Consider the following 25,940-nt stretch of genomic DNA (forward strand, 5'->3'; position numbering starts at 1 on the left):
CTATAGGCTGACGTACGAGCAGTAGAGTCGGGCGGCTAATTAAATTACTTTACGGTACGGGCTTGCGATTAAATGAAGCTTTAAAACAAGCAGTTCGAGCCGCAAAAATTCAAAAAAAGGTGGGTTGTCACACATTTCGCCACAGTTTCGCAACCCATCTGTTACAAAATGGTTACGACATCCGCACCGTTCAGGAATTACTCGGACACAAGGATGTCAAAACCACCATGATTTATACCCACGTTCTTAACCGTGGAGGTAAAGGTGTTCGTAATCCTCTCGATTGTTAGACATTCTCTCTTGATTTCCACTTTTCAACCTCCAACTTTAACCTTTCATTCTCCATCCTGAGCGCCAAAATTTCATTTTTCTGCAACTCAATTAACGACTTTTGACTAATTACCTCACCAAAGGCTTTTTTCCTATTTTCAATCCCAAACCATCTTTGATAGGTTTTTGTATGTTCATCAACAGTATGACCTAAATTATCTGCTGCGGCTTTAATAGGTATTCCCTGAAGATGCGCTCGAATTGCACAAGCATGACGTAAATCGTAGGGTTGAAACTCAATTCCCACTTTTCTAAACCATCTGGAGATATCTCTCCGCATCCAATTAATATTTTGTACAGATGCGATTTTGGTAACTTTTTTCTCTAAAATCTTTAATGGTTTGAGATTTTGTAAATCAAATAATTCTATCCATTCAGGTACAAAAGGAATAACTTCTCGATATCCAGTTTTTGTATTTTTATTCACTTTCCAAGTATGGTCTAGATTTTGGGGAGACATCCACCAATTAATATCCGGTTGTACAAATAGTTCCCTTGGTCTTAACCCAAATGTTGCCAACATTCCATATACCCAACGCCACATTTCCCAAGTGTCTATTTCATCACTAATATTTGTATTTTTGCGATTGAGGGCGAATTTTTCAAAGAAGTTAAAAGAATATATTATTTTGTCATCTTCAGGTATTTCTCGATGGGCCGGGGTGACATTATCACGTTTAACATCGAGTTGAAATCCTAAATTAAAGGTTTTAATCAAAACAGAAGTTACGGCTATTAGTTCATTTTTTTTATTCCCCTGAACTGAATTAATAATTTCCTCAAAATTTTCTTTTGTGGCTAAATGGGTGAGAGGGAAGTTTCTTTTAATTACAGATATATAGTTAGGAAAAGTATTTTGACTGGTTATAGTTTTCTGACGGGTTTGATAATATTTTTCTTCAAATCTATCTAATAATTCCCCAATAGTTTTTATTTCTTGCTTCTCTCTAGATTTAATTCCTAAATACTTTTCACTCCACTCGAAAGTATGACGAGCAATTAATTTACCCAATTCATAACTTTCTTCAATTGCAGTTTTCAGTCCTTCTAAATTTGCTGGTATCCCTAGAGACAAGTCATACTGCTTTTTTTGCTTACCTGAACTACCATCCCCTGGTTTTAAGGGTAGGGTAGCTCGTAATTGGAGAGAATTGCCAGTTTGTTTAATGCTAACTCTTATTCTCTCCCTTTTTAAATTAGTATTAGCTTCGACTAACTTCTGTTCAAAAACTGCTTGATACTGTAATTCCGTTGCTTTTATTTTCGCCATTGTTCCCCTATAGCTACCGTCTGTGGTGTTCTGCGGCTCAAAATCTGCAAACATATCTGCGAACCAGTCGGTTGAGTCTGCATTTGCATATTCATGTGTAGATGTGGAATATGTCTCCTCGCAATTACCCTGATTTTGTCCGCTCATTCCCTAAATATTCCCTTATTTATAAACTGAAATGGTGAAAATAAAATGTTCTTGCCGAGCAAAATTACCTTATCAAATAAGTTACTCAGGAACATTTTTAATATATCACCAGTTGTCACAGCAGTTATATGGTGCCTGGTGGTGTGATGTGCGCCCCAACATTAACAGACATCACCCGCGCTTGGGCAATTTTAGAATACTTCCGCACCAACTGGTTAGAACCTGTGTGGTTGGGTTGTTCTTTGGAACGCTACGAAGAAATCCAAACTTATGATGACTTCATGGACTGGTTAGAAGCAGACATCAAACATCGTGAGTCAGACTTGGGTTTCTATTGGCGCATGGGTTTAGATATTGGTTTAGATAGATACGGTGCTGGTGTTGGTAAATATGTCTCTTGGGGATATTTACCCCATGAAGATAAATACCAGAAGCCGACTATCGAAGGACGCAACGCCGCTATGATCATGAAAAGTGGTGTGTACAACAGCTTCACCGACACTCACACTTTAATGGATCATACCTTCGCCCGTGAGAATACCACCCATGCCTGGTATGACGAAGGTACAGACAACGTTCACCCCTTTGACCGCACGACCAAACCCACCCAGAAAAATACTAAAGACTTCAATAATGCCTACTCTTGGTCAACGGCTGTACTACACAAAGACTTTGGACGTTTGGAAGTCGGGCCTCTAGCGCGTCAGTTAGTCGCAGGTGGTCAGCATGGAGAATCTTGGCAACACTATGATGGGTTTATCCTGGATGTCTTTAAACAAATGGGTGGTGCTAGTATTCATGTGCGTCAGCTTGCACGCGTTCACGAAATTGTCAAGTTATACCGCCAAGCGGAACGATGTTTGCGTGAGTTTGTCTTAAATGACCCCTGGTATATCAAACCTAAAGAAAAAGACGGGCGCGGTTGGGGTGCAACGGAAGCCTCACGGGGTTCTTTATGTCACTGGGTAGATATTGAAGATGGCAAGATTAAGAATTATCAGGTGATTGCTGCGACTACTTGGAATGTTGGCCCCCGTGACAAAGACGGAATACGTGGCCCGATTGAACAAGCTTTGATAGGGACACCTATTGAAGATTCTAGCGACCCTGTGGAAGTGGGACACGTGGCGCGATCGTTTGATTCTTGTCTGGTGTGTACTGTTCACGCCCATGATGCGAAGACAGGCGAGGAGTTGGCGCGTTTTCGCACTGCTTAATTAGTTTCGGGTGCGTTATTTATAGGATAACGCCCCAAAATTTATTTGTGTCTTAATGTTTTAATAATATCTTTTTAAATGGTATCTCAAAATATTAGGATGATATTTGTACTTGAAAAGTAGATTTTAATACTAGCAAATACATTGTAGTTGAATGCAGGATTAGCCTATATTAGCTGTTTTCATTACTTTAACATCTGTAATATTGTAGGCATTGCAATTCTAATAATTTCAATTAATCCAGTATGGATATGGTGATTACATAAGTTTTCCAATAATAAAATCTGCTGTTGAGTATATGGAGACTCTTTATCGTATCCCTTTAACAATCTTGTATGAAGGTCAACAGCAACCTTGATATGCTCTAACGCCCAAAATTCTTCTGGGAAATACTCAACCCAGTCAATTTCCCTATTCCACAGGCTAATTAATATATCGTTAGAGGGAGAAGATTGCATTTTGGGAACTTCGTACAGTTCTTCCGCTATATCACTTAAAGAATATGTATAGAAGTTGCGAGAATCAGAATGGAAATCTCTACTAGCAATAAAGGATAAAACTTGTGGATGGTCGTCTTTAAAATCCCAATTTTTGAAAACCTCATAAAACCACTTAGCTCTAATCTCGTGTTCTCCGCCACTACCTTGATCTTTTATCATAATTTGGCTTTTATTATTAGTTTCTTGACTTAGCCATACTTCTTTGCGGTTCTTTGTCTTAACTTTTCTGTCTTGTCCGATTTCTACCTTTAATGAGTAATTTCCTTTAAAATTAGCTGACAGAAAAGCTCCATAGGAAAAGAAGATAGAGTAATAATACATTTGCAATATCTGAGCAGGCAAGTAAGCCTGTCTTCCAAGCAAGATACCGGAGAAAAACCACTGCCAAGCATTAAGCATTTGTAAAAAGCTAGCTGTAAAAGACCATTTTTGATAATTTGCAATTATATTAATATCTTCTCTATTTGTTTCTTCCAAAAGATTCCAGGTTTCAAGCGCGTTGCCTAAGTTTAAATTATCGAGATTGTAATAACCTTTATACTTATTAAAACTCGCCGACAATGTTTTAAAATTAAAGGTTGTACTACGATGTTCGTACATATTATGCTTCCTTATTTTTTAACATTTGCTATGACTCCATCAATATTAATAGCCTGCTTCAATGAACAATTCATGTAGAAATTTATCATCTTTCGTGATGTTGTCTCTACATGAATGATGAATGACGGCAGGTTAAGCTTGACGAACACGATTAGGGTGTCCAGAAGAACCTTTGTTTTTGTGACGAGCCGAATTAATGGCTTCTTGTAGTCCTTGCAGAACAGTCTCAGCTTCTTCTGGATTGAAAAACACCCCATAAACATTTTGAGCAGAGGGATTCTTAACTTGGTTTTCTGGGCAAACCGTGATCAAAACTCCACCATCTCTTTCACCTATTTCAAGCAAATAGCCAGGATGATTTCCGGTGATGTTATCTAAGTCACAAGTATCAGGTGCAACACTGCTATATTTAAAGCTGGTAGACATATTCTATTTGACCTCTTTTTTCATTCTTTCAAAACTGATGTACATTGTATGCTCTCCCTACACAGTTAAGTTTCCTTTTTTATCTATACTAGCGACAGAGTTATCGCTTTCCCAATTCCATCCAATCAGCTATTAATAATTCGACAGTATTGACTAAAAGCGATCGCCTGAAAAATACCAACAAGTGCGATCGCATAATCAACTAAACTTGAGTCTGTCAACTTGCTAGTTTCGCGTTTGCCAGATTTTAGGATCTCTGCGCCCGTGAAAAATTGCTATGATAATAATCCGACTCGATACAATTCGATAGTAAACACCATAAGGGAAGCGTTGTACAATAGCCCGGTGAACATCGTTATATACAACAGCATAAGATTCTGGCATTTGGCAAATTCTATTGAGAATCTCGTCCACGCAGTCTAAAAATTCGTCGCCAAGCCCTGCTTGCTGATTTTCGTACCAACTATACGCCTCATCGAGTTCTTCACGAACTTCTGGACGAAACACCAACACATAATTCATTATTGTTTTTTTATCGCAGCTTTAATTTCTTCCCATGTCATCACGTTGTCTGGATTAGCTTCGTAATCATTAATCCGACGATCAAGTTCTTGTTTTTGCGCTGCTGTGAGATCCGGGTAAGTCTGTTCTGCGGCGATACTGTCCCAAATAGCTTGTACAAAGCGAATCCGTTCTTCAATGCTTAGAGATTTAATCTCATTGAGAGTGGCTGTAAAATCCATGTTCACCAAACCAAAGGGAAAAATGGTGTATTAATCTACCTTAAATATAGCGTTATTAATTTTCAAGAAAAACAATTAATGTGCCAATGTCAGTAATAGTTTGCATACAATAAATTTATCAGTCTTGCCCTTAATCATAACTTAGAGAAGGTTCTGCCATAGGCGATGGATCGGTCATCGCCTCACTTGAGCTAAAGCTTCATCTCCTGGTATGGGTTGGACAGAACCACTTCTAATTTCATCTCGCCGCCTTTTTGCTTCAGTAGTCCAAGCAGCTTGAATGGCGGTATCTGTATCGAATTCTACAAACCAGAGACGAAAAGCAGACAGTTCCTCTGGTGAAAGTTGACTGACAGCGCGTTCAATTTCTTCTAATGTATTGATATTCATAGACTCCAATTCAGCCATTGTTATTTATTTTAAAGAAAAATATTGAATTCTTCTAGATTCCCATAGCGATCGCACTCCCCAGCGCAACCAAGTAATTTGATAGTGTTGACTAGGTGCGAGGACTGACGGTCGGTCGGAGACCATCGCTTGTTCTACTTCAGTCTGGAAAAGCTGTACCAGTGGTAGGGTCACTGATATACAGTCCTAATGTCAGACTACGCATCACTTCATCCCAAATGGGTGTGAGTTGTTCAGCTTGATCTGCCCAATAATCGAATGTAATCAAGCACTGTACATTTGATCCCAAACCAATGCAAGTCCGTGAAAAAGCTTCTCGTGGTTCTTCCTGAGTATCTATAAACTTAATCTCTGTCCACACAATTTTGGCTGTTTGGCGTTTAACGGTGAAGATTTCTCCCCTCTCAATGACGTTGCGACTGTCATCGTCCATAATTTTCTTCAAGGTAGATTTGAGGGGAAACAAACTCCAGTCACGGGGAGGTAGTGGATTAAATGATACTTCCAGACAGCAATCATCTTTGGGTGGTTTTTTATCCATAAACTTGAAGGATTTTTCTTGTGGCTCTAAAACCCAATCCTGCGGGACATTTAACCGAACAGCACCCCGATTACCGACAAAAATTTTGTATCCTGATGGCGATTCCCAGTGATGGTCAGGCTTGAGGTCAAGGGTTTCTTTAATCCACTGGAGATTGCTTTTTTTCCGTTTTGCCATAGTGTTTTTGCAAATCTGCAACTTTTGCGATCGCTCACTTGGTTAATACTATCAAATTTTTGATCAGTAGGATGAGATGCTGACAAAGTGCTATTTGCTATGCAATTCAATTACTCTGCCATTTACGGGTTGAATGGGACGGGCATTCACTTGATATAGTTTTTGAAAGGTACTAATTTCTTCTTTGGAGACGGTAATAGGTTCTACTAAAACATTCCATCTCACTCCTTCGCTACAGGGTGGTGTTGTAAGTGAGCCAGGGTAGCTGAAGTATGCTTTTGTCTTAGGTAAGAAAGCAGTCGCGTTAATAGTGCGGCTCACAGTTTTTGTTTCCCCAGCCGCAGGAATGTACTTCCAAATCTCATTAATTAGACGATTTGCTGTCCCTTCTTTCATTATGATACCCACAACTGATATTTGACCTGCATCGTTGCGGTGTACTAGGTGCAGTTCCATTGCGGAAGCTTTTCCCCCAATGGTATGTTCACTGGGAGTATGGAAATGAAACTGGAGAAGTGTATATTTTTCTCCATTAATGGTGATGGTGCTTCCTGGTGCGTAATTTACTTGGAGGGTGTGACCATTGTTAACTATGACTAAGGGTGTAGGCTTGTAGTTAAAGAATATCGGTGTAGGTTTTTCTTTGACAGCATTAACAATATTAATGGGAGACTGATCTCTACCTAATTCACACAGTGCAAAATCATGACTGAGTTCACTCCAGTGAGTGGGATTTGCTGCGCCACCATAGCCCCAGTGTGGTGTTCCTTCTCCCGCAAAGGTCTGTACAGATGGTATAGTTATCAACCCTATTAAAAATGTTACAAATACTAATATATTTTTACACCATTTTTTGTTGATTAGATTCATGATCGTATTCATTTTTTTGAGTGAGATATCCCATCATCCAGCTTGGCGTAGCCTGCTGTAGGCAAGCAGCTTGGAGTAGTTGAAACCTTGACAAATACTATAATAAAAATTCTACTTTTATGCGAAATATTACATATAAAAATAATGGCGTTGGTTGAGATATGGTCTTAAATGGATACTATTTTAAATTTTGGAGTCACTGCTGTACTGATGTTGACTCTTTTTTGGTAAACTGTGGACTCTAAAAAATTAATATCTGTTATCTTTCAACAGTCGTAGCGTAACACACTAAAACTTGTAGAAATAGTGAGTTAGGCTTGCCTTAATGTACTGCAACAAAACTCAAATTTATAAGGTGAGCCTGTGTCTGATTTAGAACTACACAAATATTTCCCCAAACTTCCTGAAGAAGCCCTCAAAGAATTTGCAGAATGGTGTATTTTAGAGCAGGCAAAAGTAGTAGCAGGAGAATTTATACTTGATCCAACTAAGTTACAAAACCTCACACCAAATGAATATATTTGGCAACTTATTGATCAGTTTATGAAAGCCAGACCAGACCCCATTAAAGCTGGACTAGTATCAGCAATGGCTGGACAGGAGGCTGATAGTCATGGATTAGTTGGTTCGGCAATTATGGTAGATTTTGTCGCCCTTTATATCAAGTATTTAATCCCAGAAAATGGCAAGAGTCCAGAAGAAGCGAAAGCTTTAATTACTGAAGCCGCAATCCAACAGTATGAAAAGCTTTCTGAACTTGCTGACAAATATAATGTCAAGTTCTGATCCGGGAAACAAGGGAGATAAGAAAGTAAGATTTTTGGATATTTTTCTATCTCCCTATAGCGGTTCTCGATACAAGAACCCCACCCCCAACCCCCTCCCCGCACGCAAGGAGGGGGCTATGGTATACTTCATGTGAATAGGAAATGCTATATTTCTTTTGCTAATTTGCAGGTAAAATTTCTAATAGCTGTGCCTCAGTTAACTGTGCAATTCCCAAAGATTGGGCTTTTTCTAACTTAGAGCCAGCATCCTCACCCACAACCAAATAATCTGTTTTTTTACTAAGTGATTCCGTTACTTTTCCACCAGCTTTTTGAATTAAGGCTTTGGCTTGATCGCGCTTTAATGTAGGCAAAGTTCCAGTAATTACGAAAGTCTTACCAAGCAATTTTTGATTAATATTATTAGGGGTTGTTGCTTCCTCTGTGTTAACAAATTGTAATCCTGCTGTTTGCAAACGTTCGATTAAAGTTTGATTAGCATTGATGCGAAACCATTGATAAACAGATTGAGCAATTTCTGCACCTATACCATAAATCCCGGCGATATCTGATTGTTTGGCGGTGGCTAACTGTTCTACTGTGCGATACTTTTCGGTGAGTAATTGAGCATTAACATTGCCCACATGACGGATGCCTAAACCATATAATACCCTTGACCAAGGTTGGTTTTTGGATTGCGCGATCGCCTGAATCAATTTCTCGGCTGATTTCTGTCCCATTCTTTCTAATACACATAATTGCTCTGCTGTCAAGTTATATAAATCTGCAACGGAATGCACCAAGCCTTTATCGACAAGTTGATGCACCAGTTTTTCCCCCACGCCTTTAATATCTAGAGCATCCCGACTCACCCAATGTTCTATCGAACCTTTGAGAATAGCGGGACAGGAAGCATTGACGCAGCGAGTCACGGCTTCCCCGGTTTCCCTCACCACAGGCTGTCCGCACACTGGACAATGACTCGGCATAATAAAAGGTTCGGTATCAGGGGGACGTAGTTCTTTCAGTACCCTGACGACTTCCGGGATGATTTCCCCAGCTTTGCGGACAATGACGGTATCACCAATGCGGATATCTAATTGGGCGATGCGATCGCTATTATGTAAGGTAGCGCGAGATACAGTAGTCCCCGCTAATTCCACTGGACGCATTTCCGCTAACGGCGTTAAAGCTCCGGTGCGTCCTACATTCACGGCAATATTTTCTACACGGGTGGGTGCTTCCTCGGCTGGGTATTTCAAAGCCACAGCCCACCGAGGGAATTTTTGCGTAAAGCCTAACTGTTCTTGCAGCTTAAAGGAATTTAGCTTCACCACTACCCCATCCGTCAGGTAGGGTAGATTTAATCTTTCGGTATCCCAGTATTTATAGTATTCAGCTACCTCTGCTAAAGATTGGCAAAGCTTATGCTGAGAGTTCACCCGAAAACCCAACTTTTGCAACAATTCCAAAGCTTCCCATTGGGTATTAGCAATACTAGCGTCATCCATACCGGGAATGTGCAACGTGTAGGCGAAAAAATCTAACCGTCGTCGCGCCACAATGCGAGAGTCTAGTTGTCTGAGTGTACCTGCGGCGGCGTTACGGGGATTAGCAAATAACTGTTCTCCGGCTTTTTGTCGGCGTTCATTGATGTATTGAAAAACTTCTATTGGTAAGAAAGCCTCACCCCGGACTTCCACTTTTTCGATATTTTCCAACCCATCAAAATTTAAACGTAAAGGAATTGAGCGAATAGTTCGCACATTTTGGGTGATATCTTCCCCCATCTCCCCATCACCCCTACTTGCACCCCTAACTAGTACGCCATTATGATATGTCAACGCCAAGGCCGAACCATCAATTTTCAGTTCTGTAACGTATTCGGCTGAGTCTGTTGGCGGTACTTGTCTGCGCCAACGCTGATCCCATACTTGCAACTCATCAATATTAAAGGCATTCTCTAGACTATACAGGGGTACATTGTGCCGTACAGAGGTAAAGTGTGTAGCAGGTCTTTCCCCGACGCGCTGAGTAGGACTGTCGGGTGATACTAATTCTGGATATTCAATTTCTAGTTGTTGCAGTTCTCGATACAGCTGGTCATAGACGACATCTTCCATGATTGGTGCATCCAAGACATAATAAGCATAGCTAGCTTGTTGCAACAACTGGCGCAGTTCATGAGCGCGTTTGACTTCGGACTGAATTTGAATCATTAGCTTTAATTATAAAATATCTATTGGATAAAAGTTATAGCTTATAAAATCTACGGCTAAGAGGTTGTTGGTTGATTATCCTAGAATAATAGTCTGTAGACTCAGACTTTCAATACATTTATTTACGCCGTACTTTACTAGGTTGGGTTTCGCCTTGCTTAACCCAATATAGGAATCCGATTTGATTTATGAAACAATCTCAGTAAAAGTAGGGTGTGTTAGGCGTAAGCCGTAACGCACCGAAGGCGTTGGGGAAGGTGCGTTACGCTGTCGCTAACACACTCTACTCCTAATATCTGGACTAATTATGTTGAACAAAGGTGATATGTCTAAAGTACGAGTTTACCCTGACATGATTCTCACTAATGGGTAATGAATAAAAACAATTTGCTCAGTTACATTCAAAGCGTAGCCAGTAAAAATTTTCACTGGCTCAACAAGACAACAACTCCAAACATCTACAAGGAGTCTGATTATGTCAGATACAAGCAAGCGCGGTTTTGCTTCGATGGATGAAGACAAACAGCGCGAAATTGCTAGCAAGGGTGGACACGCTGCTCACGAGAAGGGAACTGCTCACGAATTTACTCCTGAAGAAGCGCGTGAAGCCGGACGCAAAGGCGGCGAAACTGTTAGCCAAGACAGGGAACATATGGCCGAAATCGGTCGTGAGGGTGGTAAACATTCTCATGGCGGTGGACGCAAGAAAGAAGGTAGCGAAGAAACTGAAGAGACTGAAGAAATTCAGGATAGTGGTGAAGAGAAGAAAACTCGTGGTGGTACAAGCGAGCAACACGCTGAAGCCGGACGACAAAGCCACAAGAATAAAAACAAGAAACAATAGTCCCTTGTTTAACAAGAAAAAATAGATGTAATACGATTCGGTTAACAGTATGGATGTGTAAAGACGTTGCATTGCAACGTCTTTACTATTTAGTTATTTGGCAATATCTTCAAAGTCTGTAACTGCACAAGAAAACTCTCGAAACGCTGTTTTAATTATATCCTCTTTCATGTTTCTATCTAGGGCTGTGTCGCGAATCAGGTCTGCTAACTCTACAAATAATAGCGAAATCATAAAACGATCTTGGCGATCAATTTGCTTCAAGCAAGACAAAATAAACTCATACAGCTCTGTTTTTCTAGGTTTGGTTTGTTCTTCCCAAATTTGTAACCCAAGGCGGAAGGTTTTCAAACGTATTTCACTAGTATTGTAGGGCGTATCTTTATAGCGAACTGATACGCGTTGGGGCATTTCCATATATTGAGCATATAGATTCACTGTAAAGTCATTATTCAGCTTTATTATGATTTATCCGGATTAATATTGATGAAAGTCCTGACTACGAACTTTTTATTTTCAATGTTAAGCTTTGGACATTTAACTTGCATAATATGGGCAAGCAAGATGCCCACCCCACAATAGTTAAAGTCCGAAAATGAGATGTGTCATGGGAGCATGAAATGTATAATCTTTGAGATGTTTCGCTTCGCTCAACATGACACCTTAAGCATTTATCGTAAATTCAAGGGTTTAAGACCTCTACGTCTACACGTAGTATCAGTTAATTTAGGGTTTAAACCCCCGACTTCAACTGTCTTTAAGTAATAAGTAATGAATAATGGGATTTACTCACTACTCGTTACTCATTACTCATTTAAGTAAGAAGTCTACTGTTAAAAAAGGGGGGAACTAGAATCAAAGTCCCCCTTTTTAAGCATTTTAAGCGGGGATAGTTTTGGCTAAATCATCACCAGCAATAATGGTTGACATGAAAGTATATTTATTATTCAACTGGTAGCGACGGTCTTGTTTAATGATCTGCATAAATTCTTTATGTTCCTGACGAGATTGTCCTACCAAACAACCAGCACTGGCTTTATCAACGAATTTATTGTCATAACCCCAATGTTGATTAATTCCGAAACGACCAGTATCTTCAGGATCTCCAGTCCGAAATCCATCTTTATTGCGATCGCGATGTACTTTAACTACACCAGTTTGAACCAGTGCTTCGTGAGGTTCAGAGTTACCATGTGTTCCTACTTGCCAAGATTGATACTGCCCAAATGCAATTCTCGCTGCACCTTGGGGATTCATGGGCTTGACGACTGTGTAATGATGTCCTGGTTCTGTGGTAGCTAGCCAGTTACCCACAATTTGCGGAGTTCCCGTAGCGATTTCAATCACAATCCGGCGATCGTTCCATTCATTGAATTTATCAGCATTGGGTACACCATCAGCGTTAGCACCTTCAATATACACAATGTTGTATCTTTGTTTACCTCTGGCAACAAAGTAATTTTTACTTTGCATATACTTAATGATTCTGCTAGCTAAATTATTACTCAACTGCAAAGGAATAACTTCTTTAACTTCCATTAAAGCTTGGATAGTTGATTTACCTATAACCGCCTCTTCTATTTTCATGAGTGATTGGAAATCTTTAAGTGCCTGAGTAGAAAACCGTCCAAATTTACCATCGACGGGTGGATCTAATAAACCTAAGTCAATTAATTGTTTTTGCACTTCTTTTGCTAGTTCAGAGTTATTTTCTAAATTTTCTAAACTAATACTTTCTTGTGTACCTATTATTTCCGCTAATTGCATGAATGTAATCCTCTAGTTGAATTTCCTTGATATCGCCAAACAATATTTTAAAATGGCTGTTATTTTTTAATAGTTGTATTCTGAAGTGACTTATGCACTTGTAACTACTTAATAAAAAAGATACCAGTACAAAAAGTCCTGGTATCTTTAAAGATTTAAACTAAAGCTATAGGATATTTATTTGATTTCAGGTAACAATAGTTTTAAGATGGCGGCTGCTCCCACTTGCTCAGAAATAGCCACAGCACTCCACTTATTATCAGCAACATATTTACCTTTGGTATAGTGATGCGTGCCACTCCAGAGATAAGGCGTTAGCACATCTGGATGATGCAGTCTATAACCAAAACCATTGTAAAGTTCGAGCCGCCATAACTGAGCAGGAATACTCCAATCTTGAGCTGTATGGAAATCTTTCATAATCAGTGCATCTGCTGCACTTTCCTCCCAAGAATAGCCAATATCCCAACCATTTTTAGGTGGATTTAATGGCCTATCTTTTGGAACACGATGAGTCCTAGCTTTAAGCGAATCACCATTATGAAGATGACTGTTAAAGTTTAAAGATGCTTCCATGTTATGGATACAGCCGATAAAATACCAAGGAATGTTAGTTTGTGTGCCTACGCTTTCATAGCGATCGCGTTTCGCTTGAATGTTCAAGACAACTTTTTTAGTCCGCTCTAGCCACTCAGGTCTAATCTGACAGCTATTCCACAGGTTGTCATACTCTGGTTTGAGGACAGAAAGTCTCATAGTGTTCATTGATTGCATGGTATCAACTGTTCACTGATTTTATAGGTGTTATCAAAATCAGCTTATGCAGTATTTTTCTGAGAGGTTGTTTTATAGGGATTCTCAGTTGTGTACCATACACTCTGCAAGGGAAAAGAATGAGAAACGTTATATGACACTGCATAAGTTGAAACATATTGTTTGTATTTATGACTGAGCCAAAAATTCATATTGTCAAAAACTATGCAAGCTAATTTGATCCGAGCTTTTACCCCTCTGCTTTTAGCCGCTATTGGTGGAGCGATTGGGATCGCGGTTCTCTTTTTACCTAAAGATACTGACCCCGTGAAATGGTCGGCGGGAATGGGATTAGCAGGAACAGCTATAGCTGGCGCAGCCGGTCTAGCTCAACCCAGCAGCAATAAATCCGCCGAATAAACCCCCCGTAACAAAAATAACTAGCCAAATAACCGCAATTTAGCTGCATATGTTCAAAATGCTGACATTTAGTTATTTAATGCAAGTATGTGACTTAACATCTCAGCTAATGCGAGGTAAAGCAGTAAATAAATATGAATGCTGCATCAATATCAAGGTACTGGACAATTTGGCGTATTAATCTTGCTAATCAACAAGTAGGATACAAACAGTCTGACCTGTCTCAAGCACGGGATTTTTTTCAGCAACAAGTTCATGATTGCCAAAATGATGACATCCAATCTACCCTGCTAGGTAATTTTTATGCCAATCATCTGGCTGAAAAGGATTTACTCAATCGTGGCCTTGCTGGTTTGTGTCTACGGTGCTATGTTTCCTACCCGATTCTGAAAGCCTGTCAAAAAATTGATAGTCTGTTCAGTGGTGAAAAGTCTTTCAGCTATCAAGATTTATTAAGCTGTGTGCTAGATGATGATGGTAACAGGTTAGTGATTTTGGATTGCGATCGCAAAACTCAATTAGTCTTAGATGAGCATGGTATTCCTCACACAACAACTTATAAATTGTTTACGGTGGAAGTCTTACGCAAATTTAAGCATGACTCTCAATCAAGTATGAGTCTAGATAATTGGACTTACTTGCAAACTAAGCAAAATCCAGAACTGAGAAAGTTTTTAGCAGAATTTGGTTTTCAGCATCATAGTGATTGGTCATTATTAAACCGAGTTAGATCCAAACAACTAGAACTTTTAGTCAAGCGATCGCGCCAACTCATAACGGTATTTCATGCGGTCTACCGACGAGATAGACGTGAAAGAAAACAAATGGAAGTGGGAAAATGTCCAGACCCCACTATTTCCCAGTTGCAGGAAATGCTGACTTGCTTGCAAGAAGATGACATCATCATCAAAACGACAGATGAGTTGAAACGAGAACTCAAACAAGTAGCAAGTCAACTACGACAATATGATATTTGGAGTTATAGAGAACCTCTAGAAGTTCCAGATCATAATACTGGCATATATAAACCCAGAAAAGATTTACCCACGGTTTCTTACGATGAATCACATTTAGAACAACAAGAAATCATTGAATTTCTACATCAACAATTACAATTAATTTTGTCTGAGGCGATCGCCCAAGAAATTAGTCAGACAATTGCCAAGTTACAAAACAGTAAAAGTTACGCTCCACTAGCTCAAAAGTATCTTCCTGGTTTACAACTATATTACTGTGATTGTAAGTCTTTAAAGGAAGTTCAACTTCTTTTGGGTATGACAAGTTGGGATCAAACACGACGAATATTAAACCCTGGTGAACTTTTGAGTAAAGTACGTATATTAACGGTGCAGAAACTACTCGATACTATGTTACAAAAAGCTCATACTAAAGGTTTAACCTCAATTCCTCCTGAACCCGAATATCTGAAAACCTTGGCTGAACAAATAGAGAGTTTTGTGGATGTAGAAGTTTTTATAGAAGCAGGAGAAGAAATTAGAGCCGGCAGAAACCGTTCGCTTGATAGTGTATATGCTCAAAAACTCCAGAATTACTTGGAAACCCAACTGATTGCTATTTAGCCAAAATCACAGCAGTTTATGATTAAATGATGCACAAAATTGAGGACTTAACAAATACATTTTCTGACAAGTTCTGTACTTTGAGAAAACTCAATTAAGCCCTCATGTATTTACTCTGATAATTTTGTGCTTCATACGGAAAGACTGCTGGATTTTATATGGATATTTGAATTTAATTGAAATCAAGGATACAAATAATGATTAAGAACCATGAAAAAAACAATAATTTGAGATTATTCTTATCAGAATCAATTTGGTTAGAGCCAGAACATTTTGACTCAGCAAGAAAACTTAGTCAGCAGGTAGTTGATGAATTCAAACAATGGCAAACATATTTAAATGCACTGGCATCATTAGGATTCGCTAAATGGCTCAAAGAAAACCTACCAGAACAACTTATTAAACAAAACAATCAAATTATTGATAATTTTACTCATATTCAATTAGGTGAATTTAAATTTTGTTTAATCGTTACAGAACATCTACTAGATGAATTAGTAAACATACCTGAAGATACTATTATTAAGCCAGAAGCGGCCGCTCATTTATATGTTGTAGTTGAAGTATTAGAAGAGCAAGCAGAATTAGTTCTTCGAGGGCTTTTACGTTACGATCAACTAGTTATTTATAGAGATAAAATGAATTTAAAAACAAGGGATGGTTGTTATCAACTACCCCTAGCAGAATTTGATCCAGAACCAAATCACATTTTATTTTATTGCCGTTTTTTAGATGCTCATAAAATTCCTTTACCTGTGTTAACAACCGTCAACAAGGAAGATAATTTAATACAATTTTTTCCTCAAACTAAAACTAAATTGAGCCAATGGTTACGGGGTATTTTTCTCGATGAATGGCAGTCAATTTCTGCACTGATTAATCCAGATATTAATTTAGCTTTAAATATCAGAAATAATGCTGAGAGCATCAAGCGTGGTAAAATTATTAACTTAGAAATGCAACTTGGGAACTATCCTGTTGTCATGTTGGTCAATATTAAAGAAGAGGCTGAAGAAAAATTACGTGTATTAATCCAGTTGCATCCAAGCGGAGAAACAAAATTTTTACAGCCTAATCTCAAGCTAACTTTACTATCAAAGGCAGGAAAATCGCTGTGTGAAGTTATATCTAGAAATCAAGATAGTTATATTCAACTTAATCCTTTTCATGGAGAAATAGGAAAACAGTTTAGTATTGAGGTCAGCTTAGACAATATTACCATTAAAGAAAATTTTGAATTATAGGATATATTAATATTATTTTTCCGAATTTAAATAATTAAATTAATAATTTAATATTAATTAATACTTGGAATTATTTTTTTACCCCTCCCTAACCCTCCCCTTTATCCCGCATTTATCACAAACAGTAGGGGCGGGTTTAGCGAGATATTCATGAGTAATTGAGCTTATCTGCGAACCCGCCCCTACAGACTTTGGGATGAGGTTGCAAGAATCTTGTGAGAAATCCGGGTTAGGTTCTTTTGCTAGAGGCTGCGCCAACAAGAAGTTACCTGAATAGAATCAAGACTTTAGCACTGACGAATAAATTACAATATTTCGTAACAATGAAAATATTATTTATTTAAAGATAAATAACTACAAATATTCATAGGAGAAAAGTATCATTTTCGCAAAAATATCTAGCATAAATATGCAAAAAGCTATAAATTTAGGTTGTATATAAAAGTAGCTTTACTGAATCTATATAATCATCATGAGCAAGACAGTTGTCATAAATTTGGGTAATGGTGATTTGTATACTGGATTTCCCAGCGTGACAACTCAACTTTGGTCAGCAAGTCATCATGCGCCAGAACAGTTTCTTGGTAGCTTACCAGCTGCACCAAATTTACTAGAACTCTATAGAAATTGGCGTACCAATTATCAAGCTTTATGTACTCGTCAACCAATGCGTTCTGCATTGTTAGAGGAAGATGACCAACTGGAAATAGAATTAGGCGCGATAACAAACGTGTCTCTACTCGATTTTGATGAATTATGTAAACAGCTACGAGATAATATTAATACTTGGCTTAAGTCAGTAGAATTTCTAGAAATTGAAAGAAAATTGCGATCGCAACTTAACCGCAATGAAGAAATTCGAGTCATTTTAGAAACCAACGATGACAGTTTACGGCGGCTACCCTGGCATTGCTGGGACTTTTTTCGAGATTATCCCCAAGCAGAACTAGGACTTTCCCGGACAGAGTATCAACGAAGAGATGCGACACAACCCCTATGCAACAGAAACAAAGTTAGGATTTTAGCTATTTTGGGCAATAGCCAAGGTATTGACTTGCAAAGAGAAGCCGCTTTTCTGAAAGAACTAGAGAATATTGCCGAAGTTGTGCAGCTAAATCAGCCCTCACGTCAAGAATGCAACAGACACCTTTGGGACTCTTTAGGTTGGGACATCTTATTTTTTGCAGGTCATAGTCAAAGCAAGGGTGACACAGGCATAATTTATATCAATGACAATCCCATAAACAATAGCCTGACAATTGGAGAATTAGAAGAAGCTCTCACCACAGCCATTGATAGAGGTTTAAAGTTAGCTATTTTCAACTCCTGTGATGGACTGGGATTGGCGAATGCTTTGGGAAAACTGCATATTCCCCAAGTGATTGTTATGCGAGAACCAGTGCCAAATTGTGTCGCCCAGCAGTTTTTCCAAAATTTTCTGGAAGCTTTCGCTATCAAGCGTCAAACTTTATATTTAGCAGTACAACAGGCACGCAGACAGTTACAAGGATTAGAAGATGACTTTCCCTGTGCTTCTTGGTTGCCCGTAATTTTTCAAAACCCATCTGTAGAACCACCAACTTGGTTGCAATTGGGAGGGATTTCCCCTTGTCCATATCGTGGTTTATTTGCCTTCCGAGAAGAAGATGCACACTTATTTTTTGGCAGAGAAGAATTCACGGCTGATTTAGTCAAGGCGGTGAAAAGAAAGCGGTTTGTGGCTGTAGTGGGGGCTAGTGGCAGTGGTAAGTCTAGTTTAGTGTTTGCTGGGTTGACTCCCCAGTTACGACAAGATCCGAATGTGCAATGGCAAATCATTTCTTTTCGTCCAGGGAAAAATCCCTTTGAAGCTTTGGCGACTGCATTAGTGAGTTTACAACAGTGTTGTCCCTCTTTTTCCCTAGAAAACATACTAGAGTTACCAGAAGATAGTACCACTACTCGCTTACTAGAATTAGATTTAGCGATCGCCTTACAACAAAACCATCAATTACTACACACCATCCTAGAAAAGGTTGTGCAGCAAGAATTTGGCACTCGTTTACTACTCATAGCAGATCAGTTTGAGGAACTTTACACCCTTTGTCCAGAACCACAACGTCAGCCTTTTTTAGATTTATTACTCAATGCTTATAGTTTCACTCCCGCCTTCACCATCGTTTTAACCCTGCGGGCTGACTTTTACAGTTATGCTCTTTCTTACCGCCGCTTTAGTGATGCCTTGCAAGGAGCAGTGCAGAACCTTGGCCCCATGAATAGAAAGGAATTGCGTCGGGTGATAGAAGAACCTGCTAAACAAATGCAGGTAGGACTAGAAGCAGGATTAACCAATCAATTAATCGACGAGATAGACCAACAGCCAGGACATTTACCCTTACTTGAGTTTGCCCTGACCCAGTTATGGTCAAAACAGCAAAATAGGCTCTTAACTCATCAAGCTTATCAAGAAATTGGTGGTGTAGAAGAAGCCTTGGCTAACCATGCTGAGGCTGTATATGCCCAGCTAAACGAAGCAGATAGGCAAAGGGCGCAACAAATATTTATCCAATTGGTACGTTTAGGAGATGACACAGAAGCTACCCGACGGTTGACAACTCGTGAGGAAGTCAGGCCAGAAAACTGGGATTTAGTCACACAACTGGCTTCTTCACGTCTAGTAGTGACCAACCGTAATGAGTCCACGGCAGAAGAAACAGTAGAAATCGTCCATGAAGCCTTAATTAGAAGCTGGGGACGACTGGAAGAATGGCTACTTGAGAATGGTGACTTTCTGCGCTGGCGAGAACAATTACGGTTAGCAATTCGCCAATGGGAAAATAGCGGACATGATCAAGGGGTGCTATTACGAGGTAAGGCCTTGATAGATGCCCAAGAATGGCAATTGCAACGCGCACAAGAACTCAATACAAATGAAATCAGGTTCATTAATCAGAGTTTGGAACTGAGAGAACTTGAGGTTAAACAGCAGCAGCGCAGACGTAAAATAAGTATCTCATTGATTTCATCCCTAGCCACCGGCTTAGTCTTTAGCCTCGGTCTCGCTGGGTTTGCTTGGTTGGAAGGACAAAAGGCACGGATTAGCGAAATTAAAGAAATTGGGTCATCAGGCGAAATTTTCCTCAAATTAAATCTAGAGTTGGACGGGTTAATTGCCAGTATTAGAGCTGGTAGGCGCATTCAAGGCACTGATGGAACTGATGGAATTGATGCCAACACTCGCACTCAAATTACCGAAACTCTACAACAGGCCATCAACTTCGTCAGAGAAAAAAATCGTTTGGCAGAACATGATGGAATGCTAGAGAGTGTGAGTTTTAGCCCTGACAGTAAATTTATTGCCACCGCCAGCAGAGATAAAACTGTCATAATTCGGAGTCTTGACGGCAAAAAACAGCCAGTCATACTGAAAGAAAATGAAGGAGAGGGTTTCAATAGCGTTGCCTTCAGCCCAGACGGTACACTCATGGCTACCGGCAGTTGGGACAAAACAGCAAAAATCTGGAGTCGAAACGGTAAACTCCTCCACATTCTTAAGGGACATAAAGAAGCAGTTTTGGAAGTCGCCTTTAGCCCTGATAGTCAGCGACTTGCCACTGCTAGTTGGGACAACACAGTTAAACTCTGGAGTCGGGACGGTAAACTCCTGCACACCCTGGAAGGACATAAAAATAAGGTCAACAGCGTCACCTTTAGCCCAGACGGTAAGCTAATTGCCACTGTCGGTTGGGACAAAACCGTGAGACTTTGGAATCTTGACGGTAAGGAATTGCGAACCTTTAGCGGGCATCAAGATATGATTTGGAGTGTCAGCTTTAGCCCAGATGGTAAACAAATTGCTACCGCCAGTGGTGACAGAACTGTCAAAATTTGGAGTTTAGACGGAAAAGAACCACAAACCCTCATAGGTCATCAAAATGGGGTGAACAGCGTTCAATTCAGTCCCGACGGCAAACTGATTGCTACAGCTAGTGGTGACAAAACTGTCAAACTTTGGAACAGTAAAGGTCAAGAACTAAAAACCCTTTACGGACACACTGATGCAGTTAATAGCGTCGCCTTTAGTCCTGATGGCACATCCATCGCTACAGGTGGTAATGACAAAACGGCTAAAATCTGGAAACTCAACAGTCCTAACAGCATTATTGTCAGGGGTCATGAAGATGAGGTCTTCGACCTAGTATTTAGCCCAAATGGTAAGTACATTGCTACGGCTAGTTGGGATCAAACCGCTAAACTCTGGAGTATTGTAGGGGATAAACTTCAAGAACTGCGAACCTTCAACGGGCATCAAAGCAGGGTAAATAAGCTGAGTTTCAGCCCTGATGGTAAGTACATTGCTACGACGAGTTGGGATAAAACCGCCAAACTCTGGAATCTAGACGGTACATTACATAAAACTCTTACAGGACACAACGATACAGTCTGGAGTGTCAATTTCAGCCCAGATGGTAAGTTAATTGCTACGGCTAGTGAAGACAAAACTGTCAATCTCTGGAATCCAGACGGTACATTACGTCAAACTCTCCCACGTCAGAGTAGTGTAGTCAATAGCGCAGTTTTCAGCCCTGACGGTAAGCGAATTGCCACGGCTGGTTGGGACAAAACAGTGAAAATTTGGAGTATTGATGGTGGAAAACCGATAACCTTAAAGGGACATACAAGTGGTATTAACAACGTCACCTTCAGCCCGGATGGTAAGCTGATTGCTAGTGCCACTTGGGATAATACTGTAAAAATCTGGAATCTTCATGGCAAAGAATTGCGAACTCTGCAAGGACATAAAAATGTTGTTCACAATGTTGCCTTCAGCCCAGATGGGAAACTCATTGCCACTGCCAGTGGTGATAATACTGTAAAAATCTGGAACATTAACGGTCAAGAACTGCGTACCCTGCGAGGTTATAAAGATGCAGTTTGGAGTGTGCGGTTTAGTCCTGATGGTAAGACTCTAGCCACTGGTAGCAGATATGATATCGTGGTTTGGCATTTATATCTAGATGATTTAGATCAATTACTAGTGCGTGGTTGTGATTGGGCGCGAGATTATTTGCAGAATAATCCTGATGTGAACCCTGATGAAAAAAGTTTATGCGATCGCATACCTGCGAAAGTTGTCAACCAATCAACTGAAGTAAATATAGCGCGTAATTGACGGCAAGATGGGCTGAAAACCTAATTTTTGGTTGAACGATACCGTTAAAAATAAAACCTTTTTAACAGTATCGTTCAACCAAACATTTAAATGATAAACTTTCTAGATTTCATATAACCTCAGAAGTAAATTCTTTCTTGATTTTATCTATAGCTTTATTCATTTCTTTTGTATGAATCCAACCTACATAGCCTCCAAATATCATCTTATTGTTGTCATCTGCTAAGAATATGTGTTTTACCTGTGCTGGATTTATGAAAATTTTAACTACCGTTTTATCTTTTAGTGTAAAAAAAGGTGTTGCTCTTTGAAAATCTCTACTATGAGCCATAGTCATACCAGGCACATTCACCAATATTTCAACAACTTCTTGGGCTGTTCGAGAAATACTAGAAGCAATTTGCGCTTCAGTATTCCATTCTTTTAAATAATCAATTGCTTTTTCAGATAAGCGGAAACCTTCTTCGAATGCTTCAAATCGAATTAACATTTTAGCTTTTCCTGTTCTAATGAAAGTGAGAATTGGTTATAAGTTACTGCACAAACTTTGTATCTATTTCGGAAAGATGTTCTAATCACATTCAATACCTGTAGCGAACTGCAAACAAGGCAATTTTAAAACCACATTATTGCGTAAGTTCTATAACTTAAAAACAAGGCTTTTGAGCCTGCGGAGGCAGGCTTTGCTCGTGTAGCCGCGACTGAAGTCGCTTGGAGCAAGATATGAGAAAAACAGCTTTTGAGTTCGTAAAAATCAATCATGCGATCGCATGATTGATTTTTAAACAGTCAACAATTACTTTATTTCACCAAAATTTGTGCTTCCATCGGTTGAAGAGTCACTTTCATCATCCGTTCAAAAGCATTCCAAGACATTGTAGGCGGAGCAGATGGATTATTAAAGCGGTCTGTCATAATAAAGTAAATCCATAGATCGCGCCAATCGGCTGGTGATGGAAAAGGCGAAGGAATTTCTTTCACCTCATCGCCAACTTGGACACTTTTCGTGGCTTTGTTCAGAGCATTACATTTAGCCTGATTGAAGATATCATAAACTTCTCTGGAGTAAATTGAGTTAAGCATTTTCTCTCCTTAGATATGTAAGATATTATTTCTGTAACTAAATAGAGACCTGTATTGTGAGCTTATGCAGTTGCTAAAAAGATACACTTAGTAAACTCACAAGTTTTAATCGTGAGTGCCTATAGTAGTGTGTATCTTTTTACTCTGCGGTAATAAATTAAGTGCATTCATAATGGGAGGAGAACAAAATCATTGGCTCTTATTTCCCGTCGTAAAAGTATGTATATATTTTTACATTGTTTATGTTCAGACCAGATTAATTATTCCAACTGCATAAGCTAATTTCGGCGACACTTATAAATAATCAGAAGAAAGATAAACGAAATCAACTCATTACTCAATTTAGTTAAGTTGAGAGTTTAGTTCCTAGTTATATTTTTTATATCTATAAATTTATAGCTAGATTATCTATAATCTTCTATTTACTTTATCCATGTTATGAGAGAAAAAAATGAATACAAACTTCAGTTTGGTAAATTTTTTCAGTTTCATCAAAGACAACAATAAAGACCTCAATCCAGACAATTATCAGATTGCCTTTCGCCAAAATGGATTAGGTGTAAAGATTGTGTTGAAGTATATTCAAGGAAATCCTGATAAAGAAACTGTAGTAGGGGAAATAGGACTCTAACAATAAATCTGTAGAGTTAAAAATTATTTATTGTTGAGGTAAAAGTAGTAAATTAGTTTAACTAGTTAGTTCAGTTAATTTGCTCAATTTAACTCATTTGCACTGAATATGACTATGGCATAGAGCCGAGATACCTGGCTCTATGCCATTTCTTAATGATAATGTTTTGAGGGGGCGACAAAGAAGTTAAAGAGGCTGCTGTATAAGCATCATCAGTAAACCAAAAGTATTCATAACCTTTCCACAGGCGTTGAACCCTCATAAATTGGCTAAAGTATTGAACATATTTGAGACTCTCAACTCGTGAAAGTCTCAAATATGTTATTCCTATTTCACTAATATTTGTACTTCCATCGGTTGGAGAGTTACTTTCATCACTCGTACTGGCCCATAATTCTTGTGACCATTAACTTCTGTGATATTGACACCGTGATGTTCTTCAACTTTTTCCGGCTGAATACTGTTATCCCTAGATTTATTGCTAAATAAAATCTTGAAACTAGGGTTTTCAGAATGGAGATTGTCATCAACTATTACATAAACAGACTGAGTAAGTTCTGTGTTCGTATTTGCTACCACAACCACTTCTGTCTCATTCAAGATGCGAGAGAACGCCAGCACACCAGACGGGTAGGGAGAAATGGCATAATTAATGCGATCGCCAGATATAGGACGAAAATACTGCCGACCATAGCGCAGCGCAGGGTGAGTCTGGCGGTATTCAGATAGTTGTGCAATTGCTTTATAGAAAGAGTGATCACGATTGAAGCCGCCTTCTGGTTTACCCCATAAAGCTTGACGGACTACGAGATCACCAAATGGGACATCCCCAACAGCACCATTGAGTCCCTGTTCTGTGCCGTAGTATATGCAAGGTATCCCTTGTAAAGCAAACAAGCAAGTAATAGCTAAAGTTACTTGGTCATCAAATCTGTGAGGATTTGCAGGGTCACTGTAGTAAAAGCGACTCTTCAAATCATGGTTATCGAGGAATGTCACTAAAAATTTGCTGACATCTCCATGCGAACTGATAACACTCTGAAGACTTTCCTTGCGCCTTTCATACACATCAACTACTGCTTTTGGTGCTTTCGCGCCTTTCAACGCATGGGGAAGTTGGAAGAATAAAGGAAAATCAAGTGCTGCATCAATACCTAACAAATCACCTGGTTCAGCTGCATTGCGACCAATAAAACCTTTAATTTTCTCTTCTGTATTGTGTTCTTCAGCCCATATTTCACCAAAAGAGAAGAAATTTTTCTTACCCATACTTAAAGCAAATTCGTGCATTGCATTACCAAAAATTCTGGCGAACTCTGGCTCAATAAACCGCAATGTATCAATGCGAAATCCGTCAATATCGAACTTGGCAATTAAATATTGATGAATACGAATTAAGAGATTGCGTACTTCTGGAAGATCAGTAACTAGCTCCCGTAAGTCGCTAAAATCCCCACCTTTTTCAGTATCCCCTCTAGTTCCTCTTCTGCGGAAAAACTCATTCTTGCACAGTTCTTTAGGCCATACTATTGCATCAGAGTCAAGGTTAGAAAATTCGTCAACGGGTGCATTCATCCATTGCGGGTTTCCCTCTTTGTCATGCCACTGAATATTATAAGGATTATTCGGTTCATCAATGAATAGAGGTGATTCAGACTTTTTGCCATCAATCAAATAGCTGAAAACATTGCCGACGTGGTTAAGTACAATATCAAAAATTACATAAATTCCGCGTGCATGAGCCTCATCAATTAGTGCTTGTAATTCTTCTTCTGGGTTCTCTTTGTTGCTAGCAAATCGCGGATCAATTTGTAAAAAATCTTGAATCCCATAGCCGTGGTAGGTACGTTTATACTGACAATTTTTCAAAGGAGGAGTTAGCCAAATTGCTCCCACACCTAATTCCTGTAAGTATTCTAATTGTTGACGGATGCCTTCAAATGTACCACCTTGGAAATCTAACCCTTTTTCACCTAAAAAATTACGATCACCATCAAAACCATTCCAAGCACTGGTAGGCGCAGCAGATGGGTTATTAAAGCGGTCTACCATGATAAAGTAAATCCATATATCGCGCCAATCTTTCGGTGATGGAAAAGGCGAAGGAATTTCTTTAACCTGATCACCAATTTGGACACTTTTCAGGTCATTTCTCAGAGCCTTATTTTTAAACTCATGGAAGGTATTGTCAACTTTTTTTGAGTCAATTAATCTAAACATTCTCTCTCCTGAGATATCCAAGATACTATTT

Annotated in this window: 25 protein-coding genes and 1 pseudogene; 9 read left to right on the plus strand and 17 right to left on the minus strand. The window is 39.2% G+C overall.

From position 1 onward, the window contains the following. Positions 1-62 precede the first annotated feature (62 nt). A complete protein-coding gene (locus tag L6494_RS09725) occupies positions 63-290 on the plus strand; it encodes a tyrosine-type recombinase/integrase (RefSeq protein ID WP_339394030.1) in 228 nt (75 codons plus the stop codon). On the opposite strand, the gene L6494_RS09730 is transcribed toward L6494_RS09725, so the two are convergent. Beyond that, positions 287-1,747, minus strand: a complete 1,461-nt coding sequence (locus L6494_RS09730) for a site-specific integrase (RefSeq protein WP_237994232.1) — start codon at positions 1,745-1,747, stop codon at positions 287-289. The two genes, L6494_RS09725 and L6494_RS09730, sit on opposite strands and share 4 nt — an antisense overlap. Positions 1,748-1,863: 116 nt before the next feature. On the opposite strand from L6494_RS09730, the pseudogene L6494_RS09735 reads away from it, so the two are divergent. Then, positions 1,864-2,964, plus strand: a pseudogene (locus L6494_RS09735) (nickel-dependent hydrogenase large subunit); the annotation flags it as partial. A gap of 185 nt (positions 2,965-3,149) precedes the next feature. Here L6494_RS09735 and L6494_RS09740 read toward each other — a convergent pair. The 8 genes from L6494_RS09740 to L6494_RS09775 form a co-directional block, all read right to left on the minus strand. Further along, positions 3,150-4,064 (minus strand): hypothetical protein, encoded by a 915-nt coding sequence (locus tag L6494_RS09740; RefSeq protein WP_237994234.1) that lies wholly within the window; start codon positions 4,062-4,064, stop codon positions 3,150-3,152. 132 nt (positions 4,065-4,196) lie between these two features. Continuing rightward, on the minus strand, positions 4,197-4,490 hold the full coding sequence (locus tag L6494_RS09745) for a hypothetical protein (RefSeq protein WP_237994236.1): 294 nt from the start codon (positions 4,488-4,490) through the stop codon (positions 4,197-4,199). A gap of 225 nt (positions 4,491-4,715) precedes the next feature. After that, entirely contained in the window at positions 4,716-5,012 is a 297-nt protein-coding gene (locus tag L6494_RS09750; protein ID WP_237994238.1) for a type II toxin-antitoxin system RelE/ParE family toxin, read from the minus strand. Next, a complete protein-coding gene (locus L6494_RS09755) occupies positions 5,012-5,233 on the minus strand; it encodes an addiction module protein (RefSeq protein ID WP_237994240.1) in 222 nt (73 codons plus the stop codon). Before L6494_RS09755 ends, L6494_RS09750 begins: the two co-directional genes overlap by 1 nt. 174 nt (positions 5,234-5,407) lie before the next feature. Further along, positions 5,408-5,617: an addiction module protein gene (locus L6494_RS09760; RefSeq protein ID WP_237995930.1), complete on the minus strand. Its 210-nt coding sequence runs from the start codon at positions 5,615-5,617 to the stop codon at positions 5,408-5,410. 30 nt (positions 5,618-5,647) lie between these two features. Beyond that, on the minus strand, positions 5,648-5,815 hold the full coding sequence (locus L6494_RS09765; protein ID WP_237994242.1) for a hypothetical protein: 168 nt from the start codon (positions 5,813-5,815) through the stop codon (positions 5,648-5,650). After that, positions 5,781-6,359 carry a hypothetical protein gene (locus L6494_RS09770; protein WP_237994244.1) on the minus strand — a complete coding sequence of 193 codons (579 nt, stop codon included), beginning with the start codon at positions 6,357-6,359 and terminating at the stop codon, positions 5,781-5,783. The genes L6494_RS09765 and L6494_RS09770 overlap by 35 nt, the downstream gene beginning before the upstream one ends. Positions 6,360-6,449: 90 nt before the next feature. Beyond that, positions 6,450-7,229, minus strand: coding sequence for a carbonic anhydrase (locus tag L6494_RS09775; RefSeq protein WP_237994246.1), 780 nt, complete (start codon positions 7,227-7,229; stop codon positions 6,450-6,452). Positions 7,230-7,592: 363 nt separating this feature from the next. Here L6494_RS09775 and L6494_RS09780 point away from each other — a divergent pair, with 363 nt between their 5' ends. Next, positions 7,593-8,015, plus strand: coding sequence for a hypothetical protein (locus L6494_RS09780; RefSeq protein WP_237994248.1), 423 nt, complete (start codon positions 7,593-7,595; stop codon positions 8,013-8,015). A 160-nt stretch (positions 8,016-8,175) separates the two neighbouring features. Here the strand turns inward: L6494_RS09780 and ligA are convergent, their stop codons facing one another. Then, positions 8,176-10,215 carry an NAD-dependent DNA ligase LigA gene (ligA, locus tag L6494_RS09785; protein WP_237994250.1) on the minus strand — a complete coding sequence of 680 codons (2,040 nt, stop codon included), beginning with the start codon at positions 10,213-10,215 and terminating at the stop codon, positions 8,176-8,178. 475 nt (positions 10,216-10,690) lie between these two features. Between ligA and L6494_RS09790 the strand changes: the two genes are divergently transcribed. Beyond that, a complete protein-coding gene (locus L6494_RS09790; protein ID WP_237994251.1) occupies positions 10,691-11,059 on the plus strand; it encodes a KGG domain-containing protein in 369 nt (122 codons plus the stop codon). A gap of 93 nt (positions 11,060-11,152) precedes the next feature. Here L6494_RS09790 and L6494_RS09795 read toward each other — a convergent pair whose 3' ends face one another. The 3 genes from L6494_RS09795 to L6494_RS09805 form a co-directional block, all read right to left on the minus strand. Beyond that, positions 11,153-11,476 (minus strand): hypothetical protein, encoded by a 324-nt coding sequence (locus L6494_RS09795; RefSeq protein WP_237995932.1) that lies wholly within the window; start codon positions 11,474-11,476, stop codon positions 11,153-11,155. 462 nt (positions 11,477-11,938) lie between these two features. Next, positions 11,939-12,826, minus strand: a complete 888-nt coding sequence (locus L6494_RS09800) for a peptidoglycan-binding domain-containing protein (RefSeq protein ID WP_237994253.1) — start codon at positions 12,824-12,826, stop codon at positions 11,939-11,941. Positions 12,827-13,003: 177 nt separating this feature from the next. Then, the gene (locus tag L6494_RS09805; RefSeq protein ID WP_237994255.1) at positions 13,004-13,582 is read right to left on the minus strand and encodes a hypothetical protein; all 579 of its coding nucleotides are present in this window, start codon (positions 13,580-13,582) and stop codon (positions 13,004-13,006) included. 222 nt (positions 13,583-13,804) lie between these two features. On the opposite strand from L6494_RS09805, the gene L6494_RS09810 reads away from it, so the two are divergent. The 4 genes from L6494_RS09810 (at position 13,805) to L6494_RS09825 (ending at position 21,975) form a co-directional block, all read left to right on the plus strand. After that, a complete protein-coding gene (locus L6494_RS09810) occupies positions 13,805-13,999 on the plus strand; it encodes a hypothetical protein (protein WP_237994257.1) in 195 nt (64 codons plus the stop codon). Between the two features lie 134 nt (positions 14,000-14,133). Continuing rightward, positions 14,134-15,579: a hypothetical protein gene (locus L6494_RS09815; RefSeq protein WP_237994260.1), complete on the plus strand. Its 1,446-nt coding sequence runs from the start codon at positions 14,134-14,136 to the stop codon at positions 15,577-15,579. 197 nt (positions 15,580-15,776) lie between these two features. Continuing rightward, complete coding sequence (locus tag L6494_RS09820) at positions 15,777-16,823, plus strand: DUF1822 family protein (RefSeq protein ID WP_237994262.1); 1,047 nt, start codon at positions 15,777-15,779, stop codon at positions 16,821-16,823. Positions 16,824-17,295: 472 nt separating this feature from the next. Next, positions 17,296-21,975 carry an nSTAND1 domain-containing NTPase gene (locus L6494_RS09825; RefSeq protein ID WP_237994265.1) on the plus strand — a complete coding sequence of 1,560 codons (4,680 nt, stop codon included), beginning with the start codon at positions 17,296-17,298 and terminating at the stop codon, positions 21,973-21,975. A 109-nt stretch (positions 21,976-22,084) separates the two neighbouring features. Here the strand turns inward: L6494_RS09825 and L6494_RS09830 are convergent, their stop codons facing one another. Together L6494_RS09830 and L6494_RS09835 are read right to left on the minus strand one after the other, a co-directional pair. Continuing rightward, positions 22,085-22,465: a hypothetical protein gene (locus tag L6494_RS09830; protein ID WP_237994267.1), complete on the minus strand. Its 381-nt coding sequence runs from the start codon at positions 22,463-22,465 to the stop codon at positions 22,085-22,087. A 311-nt stretch (positions 22,466-22,776) separates the two neighbouring features. Then, on the minus strand, positions 22,777-23,058 hold the full coding sequence (locus L6494_RS09835) for a hypothetical protein (RefSeq protein WP_237994270.1): 282 nt from the start codon (positions 23,056-23,058) through the stop codon (positions 22,777-22,779). A 451-nt stretch (positions 23,059-23,509) separates the two neighbouring features. Between L6494_RS09835 and L6494_RS09840 the strand changes: the two genes are divergently transcribed. Continuing rightward, positions 23,510-23,689, plus strand: coding sequence for a hypothetical protein (locus L6494_RS09840; protein WP_237994272.1), 180 nt, complete (start codon positions 23,510-23,512; stop codon positions 23,687-23,689). Between the two features lie 112 nt (positions 23,690-23,801). Here L6494_RS09840 and L6494_RS09845 read toward each other — a convergent pair whose 3' ends face one another. Then, complete coding sequence (locus L6494_RS09845; RefSeq protein ID WP_237994274.1) at positions 23,802-24,005, minus strand: hypothetical protein; 204 nt, start codon at positions 24,003-24,005, stop codon at positions 23,802-23,804. A gap of 11 nt (positions 24,006-24,016) precedes the next feature. Further along, positions 24,017-25,909, minus strand: a complete 1,893-nt coding sequence (locus tag L6494_RS09850) for an alpha-amylase family glycosyl hydrolase (protein ID WP_237994276.1) — start codon at positions 25,907-25,909, stop codon at positions 24,017-24,019. Positions 25,910-25,940: the final 31 nt, after the last annotated feature.

Origin of the sequence: Nostoc sp. UHCC 0870 (assembly GCF_022063185.1) — a bacterium.
Taxonomy (GTDB): Bacteria; Cyanobacteriota; Cyanobacteriia; order Cyanobacteriales; family Nostocaceae; genus Trichormus.

Coding starts and splice junctions, on each gene's coding strand:
- L6494_RS09775 (WP_237994246.1), bottom strand. CDS start 7,229: ATGAATCTAATCAACAAAAAATGGTGTAAAAATATATTAGTATTTGTA.
- L6494_RS09835 (WP_237994270.1), bottom strand. CDS start 23,058: ATGCTTAACTCAATTTACTCCAGAGAAGTTTATGATATCTTCAATCAG.
- ligA (WP_237994250.1), bottom strand. CDS start 10,215: ATGATTCAAATTCAGTCCGAAGTCAAACGCGCTCATGAACTGCGCCAG.
- L6494_RS09730 (WP_237994232.1), bottom strand. CDS start 1,747: ATGAGCGGACAAAATCAGGGTAATTGCGAGGAGACATATTCCACATCT.
- L6494_RS09820 (WP_237994262.1), top strand. CDS start 15,777: ATGATTAAGAACCATGAAAAAAACAATAATTTGAGATTATTCTTATCA.
- L6494_RS09810 (WP_237994257.1), top strand. CDS start 13,805: ATGCAAGCTAATTTGATCCGAGCTTTTACCCCTCTGCTTTTAGCCGCT.
- L6494_RS09770 (WP_237994244.1), bottom strand. CDS start 6,359: ATGGCAAAACGGAAAAAAAGCAATCTCCAGTGGATTAAAGAAACCCTT.
- L6494_RS09850 (WP_237994276.1), bottom strand. CDS start 25,909: ATGTTTAGATTAATTGACTCAAAAAAAGTTGACAATACCTTCCATGAG.
- L6494_RS09795 (WP_237995932.1), bottom strand. CDS start 11,476: ATGGAAATGCCCCAACGCGTATCAGTTCGCTATAAAGATACGCCCTAC.
- L6494_RS09805 (WP_237994255.1), bottom strand. CDS start 13,582: ATGAGACTTTCTGTCCTCAAACCAGAGTATGACAACCTGTGGAATAGC.
- L6494_RS09750 (WP_237994238.1), bottom strand. CDS start 5,012: ATGAATTATGTGTTGGTGTTTCGTCCAGAAGTTCGTGAAGAACTCGAT.
- L6494_RS09745 (WP_237994236.1), bottom strand. CDS start 4,490: ATGTCTACCAGCTTTAAATATAGCAGTGTTGCACCTGATACTTGTGAC.
- L6494_RS09815 (WP_237994260.1), top strand. CDS start 14,134: ATGAATGCTGCATCAATATCAAGGTACTGGACAATTTGGCGTATTAAT.
- L6494_RS09840 (WP_237994272.1), top strand. CDS start 23,510: ATGAATACAAACTTCAGTTTGGTAAATTTTTTCAGTTTCATCAAAGAC.
- L6494_RS09825 (WP_237994265.1), top strand. CDS start 17,296: ATGAGCAAGACAGTTGTCATAAATTTGGGTAATGGTGATTTGTATACT.
- L6494_RS09830 (WP_237994267.1), bottom strand. CDS start 22,465: ATGTTAATTCGATTTGAAGCATTCGAAGAAGGTTTCCGCTTATCTGAA.
- L6494_RS09790 (WP_237994251.1), top strand. CDS start 10,691: ATGTCAGATACAAGCAAGCGCGGTTTTGCTTCGATGGATGAAGACAAA.
- L6494_RS09800 (WP_237994253.1), bottom strand. CDS start 12,826: ATGCAATTAGCGGAAATAATAGGTACACAAGAAAGTATTAGTTTAGAA.
- L6494_RS09755 (WP_237994240.1), bottom strand. CDS start 5,233: ATGGATTTTACAGCCACTCTCAATGAGATTAAATCTCTAAGCATTGAA.
- L6494_RS09740 (WP_237994234.1), bottom strand. CDS start 4,064: ATGTACGAACATCGTAGTACAACCTTTAATTTTAAAACATTGTCGGCG.